Source organism: Sphingomonas sp. Leaf37, assembly GCF_920939475.1.
GTDB lineage: Bacteria > Pseudomonadota > Alphaproteobacteria > Sphingomonadales > Sphingomonadaceae > Sphingomonas.
The window spans coordinates 182,544-197,350 of sequence record NZ_CAKLAX010000003.1 but is presented as its reverse complement, the minus strand read 5'-3'; the positions used below and the strand labels follow the sequence as shown (position 1 = coordinate 197,350).

Annotated in this window: 6 protein-coding genes; all 6 read left to right on the top strand. The window is 71.9% G+C overall.

Annotation, left to right across the window (positions count from 1 at the left end; all coding sequences use genetic code 11):
• Positions 1 to 144 precede the first annotated feature (144 nt).
• Positions 145 to 1,011: an NlpC/P60 family protein gene (locus LRA87_RS10590; RefSeq protein ID WP_268934853.1), complete on the top strand. Its 867-nt coding sequence runs from the start codon at positions 145 to 147 to the stop codon at positions 1,009 to 1,011.
• Positions 1,012 to 1,022: 11 nt separating this feature from the next.
• A complete protein-coding gene (locus tag LRA87_RS10585; RefSeq protein WP_230631422.1) occupies positions 1,023 to 1,481 on the top strand; it encodes a hypothetical protein in 459 nt (152 codons plus the stop codon).
• A gap of 82 nt (positions 1,482 to 1,563) precedes the next feature.
• A complete protein-coding gene (locus tag LRA87_RS10580) occupies positions 1,564 to 3,291 on the top strand; it encodes a ShlB/FhaC/HecB family hemolysin secretion/activation protein (RefSeq protein WP_230631421.1) in 1,728 nt (575 codons plus the stop codon).
• A 10-nt stretch (positions 3,292 to 3,301) separates the two neighbouring features.
• Positions 3,302 to 10,846, top strand: coding sequence for a two-partner secretion domain-containing protein (locus LRA87_RS10575; protein ID WP_230631420.1), 7,545 nt, complete (start codon positions 3,302 to 3,304; stop codon positions 10,844 to 10,846).
• A complete protein-coding gene (locus tag LRA87_RS10570; protein ID WP_230631419.1) occupies positions 10,846 to 13,977 on the top strand; it encodes a CHAT domain-containing protein in 3,132 nt (1,043 codons plus the stop codon). Before LRA87_RS10575 ends, LRA87_RS10570 begins: the two co-directional genes overlap by 1 nt.
• Positions 13,974 to 14,804, top strand: a complete 831-nt coding sequence (locus tag LRA87_RS10565) for a CPBP family intramembrane glutamic endopeptidase (protein ID WP_230631418.1) — start codon at positions 13,974 to 13,976, stop codon at positions 14,802 to 14,804. The genes LRA87_RS10570 and LRA87_RS10565 overlap by 4 nt, the downstream gene beginning before the upstream one ends.
• The last annotated feature ends 3 nt before the right edge of the window (positions 14,805 to 14,807 follow it).

Genomic DNA, 14,807 nt, shown 5'->3' with positions numbered 1-14,807 from the left:
TCGACGAAGATCATCGTGTGGTCGCCGAAGACCTGAGGCGCGGTGGATAATGGTCAAAATGTTACATTTGCACTTCTCGTTGCCAGCCTAAACCGGAGAAGGTACGACTTGCTGGCCAACTGATGGAGCATCACTGTGCGCCTGATGGAAATCGATCGTGGATGCCGGGGCCAACAGGTCCAGATGTTGCAGCACCTTCTGAATACCTCCGGCCGGGCACGGCCGCCGCTCGACCTGGACGGCGTGTTCGGGCTGCGGACCGAACAGGCGGTGCGGGACTATCAGGGTCGGAACAGCCTTGCGGTGGACGGCGTCGTGGGCCGGAATACCTGGACCGCATTGGGTGCCGATCGCACCGCGGCGCCGGCGGCGCGATCGCCGGCCTCGCCGGTATCGACGCGGGCGTTACCGACGCGGGCGGTGCCGATCCCGTCGATCCGGCAGATGCCGCTTCCGACCGGCAGGGCGATCCAGCCCGCGGTCGCGGCGGCACCGGCGCCTGCACCCGTACCGGCGCCGCGGCGGACCGCGCCGCTGGAGCAGCCGCCCGGCACCGATATCGGCGCACCATGGATGCGGATCGCGATCGCCGAAAAGGGCGTGTCCGAGATCAGGGGCAGCCAGCACAACCGACGGATCATCGAATATCATGCCGCGACCGGGCTCGCAGCCAAGGAAGACGAGGTCGCGTGGTGCGCGTCGTTCGTCAACTGGTGCCTGCGTGAAGCCGGGGTACGCGGCAACAACAGTGCGCGGGCGCGGGATTTCGGTAGCTGGGGCCGCAAGCTCGATACTGCGCGCTATGGCTGCATCGTTCATTTGCATCGCGCGCCCCGGGGGGTCGACGCGAGCACCGGATCGTCGTCGGGCAATCACGTCGCGTTCTTCATCAGCCAGACGGCGACGCATATCACGCTGCTGGGCGGCAATCAGGGCAATCGGGTACGCGAATCAAGCTATCCCCTGAGCCAATATCGCGTCATGGCAATGCGTTGGCCCGGCGATCGATGAAGGAAAACAGCATGTTCGTTCCGATTGCGCTTCTGGTTGCCGGATGCGGCGATGCGGTGATGCCGGGCGAGGGTGCCCAGGCAGCAATGCCGCGGCGGGCTGCGGCCGCGACGCCCGTGCCGGCCGCATCGCTGGAGGCGTTCTGGACCCGTTTTCGTCGCGCCGCACTGGCGGGCGACGCCGCGATGATCCGGGCGCTCAGTGCGCCGACGGTCGTGCAGAACAGCACGCTCGACGACGGACCCGCGGGCAGGATCCCGGCGTCGCGGGTGCCGGCGGCGGTCGCGACCGTTCTTGGCCGACCCGACGGCGTCGATGCCGCCGGGCGGACGCATCGCGCCATCCTGCAAGCGACGCCGGTGCCCAAGCGCGATGCGCAGCAGCCCGCCGGCAGCTACCGGTTCGGCGACCTCGTCTTCACGCGGGGCAAGGCCGGCTGGCGACTGACCGAGATCTATATGGACGAATGACCGGACAGTCGCGGCGTCCGCAATCGCGGATAGCCGGCACGATCGGGTCGCAGGGAGAGCGGCCGACGACAGGGGACAGAATTTGCGACGAGTGAAGAGCGTGCGGCTGATGGTGCTGGCGGGGATCGGCGCCGGAGCCCTGGCGATACCGGCCCATGCGCAGGTGTCGCTGCCGTCCCGGCAAGAGGTGACGCCGCCGACGCCGCAGCCGCGGTCGGACTCCACCGCCAGCGTCGATGCGCGCGGCGCACTGGCGGAGGCGAATTGCCCGTTCGAGGCGTCGCCGCTGCGGCTGACGCTGGATCGCGTCGAATTCACCCGGCCAGACGGATCGGCGCTTCAGCCGCAGATCGCGGCGGCGCTGGCCGATCTGGCGCTTCCCACCGGCGAGCAATCGATCGCGGCGGTGTGCGCGGTGCGCGACGCCGCCAATGCGGCGTTGCGACGGGGCGGCTGGGTCGCGTCGGTGCAGATTCCGGCGCAGGAAATCGCCGGCGGCGTGCTGCGGTTGCAGGTCATCACCGCGCGCATCGTCGAGGTGCGGGTGCGGGGCGATGCCGGGCGCTACGAGCCGTTCCTGCGGCGGCGGATCGCCGCGATCCAGGCGCTCGATCCGCTGAACGAGCGCGAAGCGGAGCGCATCCTGCTACTCGCGGGCGACGTGCCGGGGCTTGACGTCGCGCTGTCGCTGCGGCCGTCGGGCGGCGAGGCGGGGACGGTGATCGGCGACCTGACGGTCAGCTCGCGCCGGTTCGCGCTGTTCGCCAATGCGCAGAACTACAATTCAAGGCTGCTGGGTCGCGAGACGGTCTATGGGCGCGGCGAGGTCTATGGCCTGACCGGGCTGGGCGACATCACCTATCTGGGTGCGTCGACGACGACCGACCTGAAGGAACAGGTGATCGTCCAGGGCGGGCACATCTTCCAGCTGGACGATGGCGGCTCGACGTTCGGCGGGCGGGCGACCTATGCCTGGTCGCGACCCGATCTGGGTGCGCTCGACCTCAGGACCAATACGCTGATCGGCGGGTTCGACCTGACGCGGCCGCTGTTCCGGTCGGTGCGATCGAATGCGAGGGCGCGAGGAGGATTCGACTTCGTCGATCAGATTTCGCGTGTCGGCAGCGGGGATAACGCGGTGACGCTGACCCGCGACAAGCTGCGCGTGCTGTTCGTCGGGATCGATGCCGATCGCCAGTTCCTGGACGATACCGGGCGCCCGTGGCTGTCGCTGGCGACCTCGCTGGAACTGCGCAAGGGGCTGGGGCTGTTCGATGCCAGCAAGACGGGGTTCGCCAACGGGAGGCTGACGTCGCGGCTGGAGGGCGATGCCAAGGCGTTCGTCGTGCGCGGCGTGATGGATGCGACGATATCGCTGGGGCCGATTTTCAGCATCGCCGGGATCGGCCAGGTGCAATGGACCAACGATCCGCTGCTGAACTACGAGGAGTTCGCGCTCGGCAGCCTGACGATCGGGCGTGGCTACGATCCGGGGTCCAACAGCGGCGACCGTGCGGTCGGGGGGCATGTCGAGGCGCGGGCGGACGTGCCGCTGACCGGCGCGCTGGGGACGCAGGTCTATGGCTTCTACGACCACCTCTATCTCGCCAACCTCGACCGGGCGCGGATCGAGGGGCCGCGGAACTTCGCCAGCGTCGGCGGCGGCCTGCGGCTGACGTTCCCCAACCGGCTGGTGCTCGATGTCGGCTATGCCAAGCCACTCGACCGGGCGTTGCTGCTCGACGACCGGCGGCCACCGGCACGCGTACTCGTGTCGCTTACCGTGCAATTCCGCGACTCCGCCCGATAGGATGGCCCTGATGACCCGCAAAGTGTCGCCCGTTCGCCACCACCGCCTGTTGCTGGCCATGACCAGCGCGCTGGGCGGATTCGTGGGCACGCCAGCGCTCGCGCAGACGGTGACGGCGATCCCGGCCGCCGCCGATGCGGTGCGGGTCCGGACCAATCTGCTGGGGCTCGATCCGCAGATCACCAATCCGAACGGCGACCTCAACGTCAAGCTGCGCGCCAGCAACACGGTGATCGACTGGAACGGGTTCAACATCCCGGAAAACCGGACGGCGAATTTCGAGAACGGCACGCTGGGCGGCAACATCGCGGTGCTGAACCGCGATGTATCTGGCAACGTCTCGCAATTGCTCGGCAAGCTGACCAGCGATCCGAGCGTCGCGGTGTGGGTGTATAACCCCAACGGCATCGTCGTCGGTTCCAAGGCGGCGTTCAACACCGGGTCGCTGGTGCTGTCGACGCTGGACGTCGACAACACCGACTTCCTGGACGGAGGCCGTAACTACCGGCTGAGCACGGCGGCGGGCAGCACGGCGGGCATCACCGTGCTCAACGGCGCGCAGATCAAGGTCGAGGGGGGTACGCGCGGGCTGGTGATGGTCGCGCCGAACATCGACGCGGACGGCACGTTCACGGCGGTGGGACAGGACGTCGCCTTCGTCACCGCGACCGACGTGACGCTGACCTACAATCCCAACAGTCCGCTGTCGGTGACGCTCAACCGCGGGACGGCCGTACCGGGCCGCAGCCAGTACGTGCGCGGCAGCGTCGCGGGGGCCGATGCGCTGTTCGCGCTGGCATCGCAGGGGACCGTCACCGACGCGCTGCTGCAGGTCGATGCGAGCGTGACGACGGCGCTGGCCGGTACGCGCGGCATCGTGCTGTCCGCAGGCCGGCCGACGACGCCGGTCGACGGCGTCGCCTTCGCCGGCGCGCCGGCGGATACCGGAGGCATTGCGCAACTGGTCGTCGGCGGCGCGTTGACCACTACCGATCGCGATGGCAGCGATATCCTGGCGGGCGCGAGCGGCGGGGCGGGCTTCGCCGGCGCGCTGACCAGCGAGCGCGACATCGTGCTGGCGGCGGCGGGGCCCCTGTCGGTCGCGGGTGCGGTGACCGCCGGACGCGATTATCTTCTGGCCGGTCGCGGGATCGCGCTGGGCGGCGCGGCGGCGGTGACGCAGCGCGCGGGGCGTCAGGTGCGGGCCGAATCGATCGATGGCGACATCACCGGCGCCGCCGGCCTCGCGCTGCGATCGGGTGGCAGCGCGGCGCTGATCCTGTCGACCGACGGCACGACCGGTGGCGACATCCTGTTCGACGCGACGAGCAGCCTGACCGGCGGTAGCGATCGACAGGGCTATGTCGACCTGCGGCTGCGCGCGGTCGGTAATCGCGTTGCGCTGGGCGATGTCACCGCACGCGGCCTGCGGCAGGCGATCGGCACGGGCGCGATCCGCAACGGCCTGACTACGACGGGTGCGCTCACGCTGGGGGTGGTCAACGTGCGCGACGCGCTGTCGCTGGAGGGCGCGGGCGTCACCACGGGCGCGCTGGTATCGGATCGCAGCGTCGCCATCGCCTCGAACGGTGCGCTGACGACGGGCGCGATCACCGCGCGGGACGGCGCGGTGGCCCTGACCGGCAGCGGCGCGACGCTGATCGCCGGCGATATCGCCGCCTCTTCGGGCAACGCCGATATCGTCGTGACACGCGACGGCGCGATGTCGTTGCAAGGCCTGGTCGCCGCCCGCGACGTGCGGATCGATGCCGGCACGGGCGCGGCGAGCGTCGCCGGCGGAGTGAACGCCGGCCGCAACTATCTGGTGTCGGGCGGGGCGGTGACGCTGGGCGGCGCGACGCCGGTGACGCAGCGTGCGGACGGCGTCGTGACGATCGCCGCGGGTGCGGGCGGCATCACCGGCCTGCAGGGATTGACGCTGCGCAGCGACCGCGACGGATCGGGCGGCGATGCGCTGACGCTCGCGGTCACCGCGCCGTCGACCACCGGTATCGCCTTTGCGACCAACACCGCGGTGCTGGGTGGTAGCGACCGGCAGTCGGACGTGCAGATCCGCCTGAACGATGCCGCGAGCCCGATCGCGCTCGGACGGATCGAGGCGCGCAACCTGACGGGTGTCACCACCACCGGCGCATTGCGGCTGGGCGATGTCGGCATCATCGGCGACCTGTCCGCGCGGGGGGCATCGATCGAGACCGGGGCGCTGGTCTCCGGCAACGGCAGCGTGACGCTCAACGCAAGCGGCGGACCGCTGACCACGGGCACCGTGATCGCCACGCGTGCGGTGTCGATGACCGGGGGCGACCGCATCACCGCAGGCCGGATCGCCGCGGGTGCCGGCGTGACGATCGACGGCGCGGGTGCGGTGGCGCTCGGCGGCGACGTCCTGGCAGGAGACGCCATCGCGCTGCGCGGCGCCTCGCTTGCCTTCACCGGCGGCACCGTGCGGGGCGGCGGCGCGATCGACCTGCTCGCGCGGACCGGCGGGATCGCCAGCACCGGCGCGCTGTCGCTGGCCTCCACCAGCAGCCGCAGCACCGATTTCGTGCGGTTGCAGGCGAACGGCGCGGCGGGGATCGTGCTCGCGCCGGGCAGTTCGATCACCGCCGGCACCGACCGGGCGCTGCGTGTCGGCGTGTTCAACGGCACGGCGGATGCGCCGCTCAGCCTCGGCAACGTGATCGCCCGCTCGCTGGGTGCGCTGGCGGCGGCGGGCGGCGACGCCACGCGGCCGGGCGGCGCGATCGTATCGAGCGGCAGCCTGAGCTTCGGCGCGCTGGACCTCGTCGACAGCTTCGCCGCAGAGAGCACCGGCGGCGACCTGAGCGTTGCGCGGATTGCGGTCACCGGCGCCGGACAGGGGATCAGCCTGCGCGCGGCGAACGGCACGCTGGCCATCCAGAACGACGTCGCCGCCAGCGGCGACGTGACGCTGGCGAGCCGGAGCGCGCTGCGCCTCAACACGGTCGAGAGCCGCGACGGGCGGGCGGCGCTGACCAGCGGCGGCGTGGTGGCGCTGGCGACGCTGGCCGGCCGGCTGGGCGCGACCGCGACGGGCACGCAGGTGGCGATCGACGCGGTGCGCGGGGGGGCGGTCGCGCTGACGGCGACCGCCGGCGACGTGCAGGTCCGGCGGATCGACGGTGCCGCGGTGACGGCGACCGCCACCGGCGGCGGGGTGAACGTGCGCGAGGCGCTGCTGGCGACCGGGGCGGTGGGCCTGACCGCGACTGGAGACGTGCGCGTCGGTGGCGCGATGACCGGTGCCGCCGTGACGGTACGCGCGGACGGCGACGCGGCGCTGCTCGGCGGCATGCAGGCGATCGGCAACGTCGCGCTCACCGGACGATCGGTGACGCTTGGCGGCGCGCAGAATGCCACCGGCCGCTACGCGGTGACGAGCACGGCCGGAGATATCGTCGGCCGCGCGGGCACATCGATCATCGCCGACAGCGACGGGGCGGGGGCCGAGGCGCTGGTGCTCAACGCGCGGGGCGGAGCCATCGCCTTCGACCCGGCGTCGTCGCTGCGCGGCGGCAACGGCACCTCGGCGGTCGCGCTGACCACCGATGGCGGGGCGATCGCGATCGGCGACGTGCGGGCGAGCGCACTGACCGCGAGCGGCGCGGCCAGCATCCGGGCCGGCAATCTGTCGCTGGTCGAGGCGCTGAGCCTGCGCGCGAGCGGCGGGATCAGCACCGGTGCGATCGGGACGCAGACCGGTGGCGTGACTCTGGCGGCAGGCGCCGGGGCGCTGGCGACGGGCGCGATCGCGTCGGGCGGCGACGTGGCGTTGACCGGGGGAAGCGTGACGTTCGGCCGGGTCGACGGCAGCGCGCTGACCGCCACCGCTTCTGCCGGCACCCTGACCGGCGGCGATATCGTCGTCGGTGGCGCGGTGTCGCTGCAGGCGAGCGACGCCCTCGGCGTCGGAGCGATCCGGGCGACCGGTGTCGCCTCGCTGACAGGCACGCGCATCGGTGCTGGCGGCGTCGAGGCCGCAGGGCTGACCGCCACCGCGAGCGCAGGCGCCCTGACGGTCGGCGACCTCGTCATCGGCGATGCGGCGACGCTGGGCGCGACGGGCGCGCTGACCACCGGCCGGATCACCGCGGGAGGCGCAGTGGCACTGACCGGGAGCGATGTCGGCTTCGGTCAGGTCGGTGCGGGTTCGTTCGCGGCGACCGCGAGCGGCGGCGCGATACGGGGCGCCGATATCCTGTCGCGCGGCACGGCGACGATCAACGCTCGCGGTGCGATCGGCGTCGGAGCGATCCGGGCGACCGGTCTCGCCTCGCTGACGGGAACGACCATCGGTGCCGGCGGCGTCGAGGCCGCAGGGCTGACCGCCACCGCGAGCGCGGGCGGCGTGTCGGTCGGCGACCTCGTCATCGGCGACGCGGCGACGCTGGGCGCGACGGGCGCGCTGAGCACCGGCCGGATCACCGCGGGTGGCGCGGTGGCGCTGACCGGAAGCGATGTCGGCTTCGGGCAGGTCGGTGCGGGTTCGTTCGCGGCGACGGCGAGCGGCGGCGCGGTACGCGGCACCGATATCCTGTCGCGCGGCGCGACGACGATTGCCGCGGGTGGTGCGATCGGTGTCGGTGCGATCGGTGCCGGCGGCGTAGTCACGCTGCGCGGCGCGTCGATCGGTGCGGGCCGGATCGAGGGAGCGGCATTGAACGCCACCGCCGCAACGGGCGGCATCCTTACCGGCGACGTGACGATCGGCGACGGAATCGCGATCGAGGCGACGCGGGGCAATGTCGACCTTGGCGCGGTTACCGCGACGCGGGGCAATCTGGCGATCACCGCGGGTGGACGGCTGGCGGCGACGGGCGTCGTCGCGGGTGGTGCCGCGGCGCTGCGGACGACGGGTGCGGGCGGCGACATCCTGCTGGCCAACGGCCTGATCGCGACCGGATCGGTCACGCTGGCCGCGACCGGCAACGTCCGTGCGCCGTCGATCGTCAGCCGGACGGGGGACCTGACCATCGCTGCGCCCAACGGCGAACTGACGGGATTCGTCCCCGGCACCGGCGTGACGCTAGGCGCGGGGCCGGGCCGGGCCGTGTCGCTGACGATCGGTGCGGCGGCGCGGCTGGGCGATGTGACGGGCGGCAAGCTTACCGTCGTCGCGACCACGATCGACGCAGGCCGGATCGACACCGGCACGCAGGCGCTGGACCTGCGCGCGACCAACGGCGACCTGACGCTGACCGGAACGGCGACCGGCGGCACCGTCAATCTGGGCGCCACGGGTCGTACCAGCCTGACGCAGGTCGTCGCCAGTGGCGCGCTGACGCTGTCCGGGGGCACCGGTATCGGTTTCACCGATATCGCGGGCGCATCGATCGATGCGACGTCGGGCGGAGCGATCACCGGCACCATTGCACGATCGGGTGGCGCGCTCGGCCTGCGCGGGACGGCGGTGACGCTGGATCAGGCGACCGCCGCGGCGGGGCTGACGTTGGGCGCGACGGCGGGCGACCTGCGCGTCACCACGCTGACGTCGGGCGGCGACGCCGTCTTGAGTGCGACCGGGCTGGCGCGGATCACTGGCACGGTGACCTCGGGCGGTGCCTATCGCGTGTCGGCGGGCAGCGTGACGCTAGGCGGCGACGGTGTCGTGCAGCGGGCGGCGGGTGAGGTGCGGATCGCCGCGACCGCAGGTGACGTGACCGGCGCGCGCGGGCTGACGCTGGCCAGCGATGCGGACGGTGCGGGCGGCGAGCAACTGGTGCTGGATGCAGCGGGCGGGATCGCGTTCGCCGGCACCAGGCTGGTCGGCGGATCGGGCGGCGGTGCGGCGCTGGGGCTGCGGACCGGCAGCGGGCGCGCGGTCCAGCTGGGATCGGTACAGGCCAGCCGGATCGGTCGCTTCGATGGCACCGGCGTCCTCGGCACGTTCAGTCACGATGCGGGCTTCGTCGCGGACGACGTGACCGTCGGGACGCTTGGCGTGACGACGACGCGGGGCGACGTGACGATCGGGCGGATCGCCGCGACGGGCGATGTCGCGCTGCGGACCGACGGCGGCGCGATCGCCGTTGGCGAGCTACGCGGCGCGGGGATCGACCTGTCGAGCAGCGGCGCGCTGACGACCGGGGCGGTGACCAGCACCGGCTCGACGACGCTGCGTGGCGACCGGATCGACGTTGCCGGGCGGCTGGCGGTGGCGCGGCAGCTGCTGGCGGAGGCACGGTCCGCGCTGACGCTGCGGGACGCCAGTGCCGGCGGCACGATGACGCTGACCGCGGGGCAGGCGCTTACGGCAGGCGCGCTCGACGGGGCCGCCATCACCGCCAAGGGAGCGGGCATCACGATCGCCGGCGCGCGGGCGGGCGATGCGCTGACGCTGACCAGCAGCCGCGATCTGTCGATCGGCACCAGCAGCGCCGGCGGGACCGCGACGCTCGACGCGGCGGGGCTGGCGACGATCGCCGGGCTGACCGCGGGACCGGCGGCGGCGATCACCGCCAACGATGTCGCGCTCAGCGGCCCGTTGCGCGCGCAGAGCGTGACGTTCACCAACCGGGCGCCGGCCACGACAACGTTGCGGCTCGGCGACGGCACCGGCACCGATGGCTTCCGTTTGTCCGATGCGGAGGTTCGGCAGGTGACGGCCGACACGCTGCGCTTCGATGCGGGCAGCGGCGCGATGGAGGTGGGGACGCTGGCGCTCGCGACCGGTAGCGGCCGGGCGGTCGAGATGCTCGGCACGGGTGACATCCGCGTGATCGGCGCCGTATCGACGCAGGGGACCGGGCGGTCGGTGCGGATCGGCGGCGGGCGCGACGGCGGCAATGCCAATGCGATCCACGTCGTCGCGACGCGCGATGCGGGCGGGCGGCTGTTGTTCGACGGATCGGACGTCGAATTGCGCGGCAGCCGGATCGCGGTAGGGCTGGCGCCGGGCTTCATCGACACGCTGCAACCCGGCGCGGCCGGTCTGGCACAGGCGCAGGCGCTGATCGGCGACGGCAATTCGGCGCTGTACAATCCGCAGCTGGGTGGCGGCTTCTACGACCTGAATGCGACGACGACGCTGTCGGCACGGACGCTGACGGTGCGCTTCGGGGATTATGCGCTGTTCCAGAACACCGCCATCCCCGGCAGCGTGTCGGGCGTGCAGATCGGCGGGACGCCTGCCGCACCGATCACGCCGGCGCTCCGGATCAGCAGCTTCGGCAATCCGGCGCAGGCGAGCGTCGCGGTCTTCGGCACGATCAACGGCATCGGCGGCGCGAGCGCGGCGCTGCTCGGCAATGCGGTGATCAACATCGACCCGCTGCTGCTGCCCAACAGCCGGATCAACGGCTGTCTGGCAGGTTCCGGCGCGGGCTGCATCACCACGATCGTGATCCAGCCGACGCTTCAGGTGTTCGACTGGAGCAGCGAGGAGGTGTTCGGCATCGCCCGCGACGTCACCGTGCCGTTCGCGCCGGTGATCGGCGGCAACAACGAAGAGCTGCTGACCGATCTGCCAGCGCTCGCACCCCAATCCCCCGCCGACCGAAAGGGCGAACCCTGATGCCGCGTTCGATGCTCCGTGCCCGCAATACGCTGATGATGGCGGCGCTGGGCGGAACGGCGCTGGCCGGTTGTGCGACGGTGACCCCGCCGGCGCGGCTGGAAACGGTCGGGCTGGGCCGCAACGCGGCGGGCGAGGCGTGCGTCGCCACCCGCAACTGGGCAGACCCCGCCGCGCCGGACCGGTTCGCCCGCGCCTATACGATCGCGTGCTCGGGCGTCGCCGCGAGCCGGCCGCTCGGCACCGTGCGAGCGGTGAAGACCGATGCGACGGCGCAGGCGGCACTGGAGGCGCAGTTCGACTGCGGTCCCGAACAGGCGATCCGGCCGGGGCAGGCGCCCGGTAGCGCGCGACGCTGCCTCGACAAGGTCACCGGACTCGAATCGATCCGGCTCGATACGGTGCGGGGCGATATGCATTACGCCGCGGCGGGGACGCCGGCGCTGCTGCCGCTGCTCGAAGAGGCGCTCGGCATCGTATCGGGGGCCATCCGGCCGAGCGTGGATGCGACCCGCACACCGGTTGCGACCGTCGACGTGACGACCCTTGCCGCGCGGCCGGGCGGGGCGGCGACGGATGTTGCAACGGTCGAATTGCCCGCGGCATTCGACGTCACCACGGCCCTGTCGCAGGGGATCAGCCTGAACCACAAGGGCCTGCACGTCGAAGCGTCGCGGGTGCTCAACGATGCGCTCAGCCGTCTGTCACCGACGGCGCCGGCGGCGACGCGGGCCGAATTGCTGCTGGAGGCGGCGCTGGCGGATTCCAACATCCGCTTCCCCGACGCCGCCGCCGCGCATTTCCGCGCCGCCGACACGATCTTTACCGACGAGCCGGCATCGCGCAGCGCGTTTCTTTCCCGCAAACGCGACACTTATGGTGCGCTCGATGCGATCAACCGGCATGCGTTTGCCGAGGCGCTGGCGACGCTCGACCGGGTCGCAGCGACACCGGTGGCGGCGGACCAGCCGCTGCGCGATCCCAACACGCTGCGGCTGCTCAACCAGCCGCAGCAGAACGGTACGGCGACCGCACTGGCAGTGCCCAATGCGGCCGTGTTGTCGCAGCTCGTGCTGGATATCGAGACGCAATATGCGCGCAGCGTCGCGTTGCTGGCGCAGGGCGACCGCGCGCAGGCCGAGGCGGCGATCGATCGGGCCGCGGCGACCTATCGCCCGCTTGCCAACGAACGGTTCGACCAGACGCAGCTGCTGTGGCTCGGCGCACGGATCGCGCGCCAGCGCGGCCGGCTGGAGGCGCAGCGCGGCGATTATGACGAAGCGTACGACAGTTTCACCAACGCGGTCGACATGCTGCGGCGGGGCGCCATCGCCAATGCGGGCACCGGCAACGAACCGGCGATCGCCGAGGCACAGCTCGATCGTGCGGCGGTCTATGCCCGCACCGGCGCGTCCCGCCCGGCGATCCGCAACGCGTTCGGCGAAGCGATCGATGCGCTGATCGATTCGCGCGGCACATCGCTCGGCAGCGCGCTCGGCATGGAGGATTATCTCGACCTGCTGGTCGCGGAGGCTGCGCAGCCGCAGCCCGACACCTACGATCGCTTCTTCCGTGCGGTGCAGGCGAACGGGGAACCCGCGGTCGCGCGCCAGCTGAGCCAGCTGCGATCGGTGGTCACCGCGGACGGCACCGCCGCCGTGGCGCTGCGCGAGCGCGCCGATCTGGAGCGCGAGATCACGCGGCTGCGTTACGCGATCGCCGGCGCGACCCCGGGCGAGGCGGCTCCGCCCGATCTGGAGCGGGCCCGCGGGGCGGCCGAGCAGCGGCTGCTGGCGGTCGATGCGCAACTCGCCAGCGATCCGCGCTATCGAACGCTGGACGACGCACCGGCGACGCTTTCCGAATTGCGCGCGGCCCTGAAACCGGGTGAGACGTTCCTGAAGCTCACGCGGCTCAACCGGCGGATCTACGGCCTGGTGGTCACCGCCGACCGCACCTTCATCTACCATGTCGCCGATACCGGGGCGGCGACGCGCGCGGTCGAGACGCTGGGGCAGCAGCTGCGCGCCTCGATCGACGGCGATCTGGCGGTCGGCAAGCTGGTGCCGTTCGACGAGGCGCGGGCGTACACGCTGTATCGACTGATCGCGGGTCCGGCGGCGGCGACGTTGCAGGCGTCGCGGGCGATCGTCGTCGATCCTGCGGGACCGTTGGCGACACTGCCGCTCGGCGTGCTGGTGACGCGCTACGATGCCAAGGCGCCGGCGCCGGTCGACCCCTTCGATTCGTCGCGGACCGCGTTTCTGGCGCGGACGGCCTCGATCTCCAACGCGCTGTCGCCGCGATCCTTTCTGGTGGCGCGCAGCACGCCGGCATCGCGGGCGCCGCAGCCGTTCCTCGGCCTCGGTCAGCACAGCGCTCCGGCGCTGGTCGCGGCGGCGGCAGCGGCGCGTCCGGTCGATGTGGGCTATGGATGCACCGTGGATTACGGGCGGCTGGCGACGCTGTCGCGCGGGTTGAAGCCGATCAGCGCGCGCGAGCTCGGCATCGCCGCGGATGCCTTGCAGGCGCGCGGTGCGCAATTGCTCACCGGTCCGGCGTTCAGCGACACCGGGGTGGAGGCGCGCGGCGACCTCGACCAATATGAGGTGATCCACTTCGCCACGCATGGCCTGACCGAGGGCGTGTGGGGCTGTTCCAAATCGCCGCCGGCGCTGGTCACCTCGTTCGGAAACGCGCAGTCGGATGGGCTGCTGAGCTTTTCCGAGATCGCGCAGCTGCGGCTCGACGCCAATCTGGTCGTGCTGTCCGCCTGCGACACGGCGGCGGGCGTGCGCGACGAGGGCCTCGTCCGCAGCGCCGGGCAGGAGGAAGCGGGGGCGACGCTGGAGGGGCTGGTCCGCGCTTTCCTGGCGGCCAACGCGCGTGCGGTGCTCGCGACCTATTGGCAGGTCTCGGCGGAGAAGGAGAGCGACGAGTTCATCCGCGCCTTTTACGCGCGGGCCCGCACCGGCACGATGGGCGAGGCGATGCAGGAGGCGCAGCGCGCGCTGATCACCCAGCCCGCCTATTCGCATCCCTTTTACTGGGCGCCGTATTTCCTGGTCGGCGACAGCAGCAAGACGGTGCTGACGACGCCGCCGCAAAGCCAGCGCGTCGCCGCACGGTGAGTGGTGCGGCGCGTCCGCTGGCAGCGGCGCTGGCGGGCGTCGCGCTGGTGGCGGCGTTGTTGCGGTCCGGGCCGCCGATCGTCGGGGGATGGATCGGCGGGATGCCCGCAGCGGCGGGGGAAAGCCTGTTCACGCTCGCTATCTTCGGCCCGATGGTGCTGTTGGGGCTCATCGGTCGCCGGCTGACGATGTCCGGGCGGTTGCTGGCGGGCGACCGGCCGGGAGTTGCCGCGTGGCGGGGTGCCGTGCTCGGGAGTGGCGGACTGCTGCTCGCGGTCGGCTACACGTGGGTTGCCGGGGTGCTGACACCGGGCGCGGGCGGAGCGGCCGGGCCGGTGCTGTTGCTGGGCCTGCTGACGGTTGCGGTGCAGGTCGCCGGCGAGGAAGTGCTGTTCCGCGGATGGCTGCAACCGTCGATCGCGCCGATCCTCGGCACACCCGCCGCGATCGGTCTGGTCGCGATCGTGTTCGCGGGGTTGCACGTGGCGGGCGGCGTGACCGGCCCGTTGCCGCTCGGCAACCTGTGCCTCGGTGGTGTCCTGTTCGGCCTGCTGGCGGCGCGGGATGGCGGTATCGCGGGTGCGTTCGCCGCGCATCTCTGCTGGAACGCGGGCGAGCAGCTGATCCTGGGGCTCGACCCCAATCCCGGGACCGGTGCGTTCGGATCGCTGTTCGACCTCGACCTGATCGGAGCGGCGCGCTGGGGCGGATCGGATGAGGGGCTGAACGCGAGCGTCGCGATGACCATCGCGCTCGCCGCACTCGTCGTTCCGATCGTCATCCGCGCCCGGTCCGGTCCACACCACCGCGAACCGTTACGCGCCTGACCG

Coding starts and splice junctions, on each gene's coding strand:
- LRA87_RS10590 (WP_268934853.1), top strand. CDS start 145: ATGGAAATCGATCGTGGATGCCGGGGCCAACAGGTCCAGATGTTGCAG.
- LRA87_RS10585 (WP_230631422.1), top strand. CDS start 1,023: ATGTTCGTTCCGATTGCGCTTCTGGTTGCCGGATGCGGCGATGCGGTG.
- LRA87_RS10575 (WP_230631420.1), top strand. CDS start 3,302: ATGACCCGCAAAGTGTCGCCCGTTCGCCACCACCGCCTGTTGCTGGCC.
- LRA87_RS10570 (WP_230631419.1), top strand. CDS start 10,846: ATGCCGCGTTCGATGCTCCGTGCCCGCAATACGCTGATGATGGCGGCG.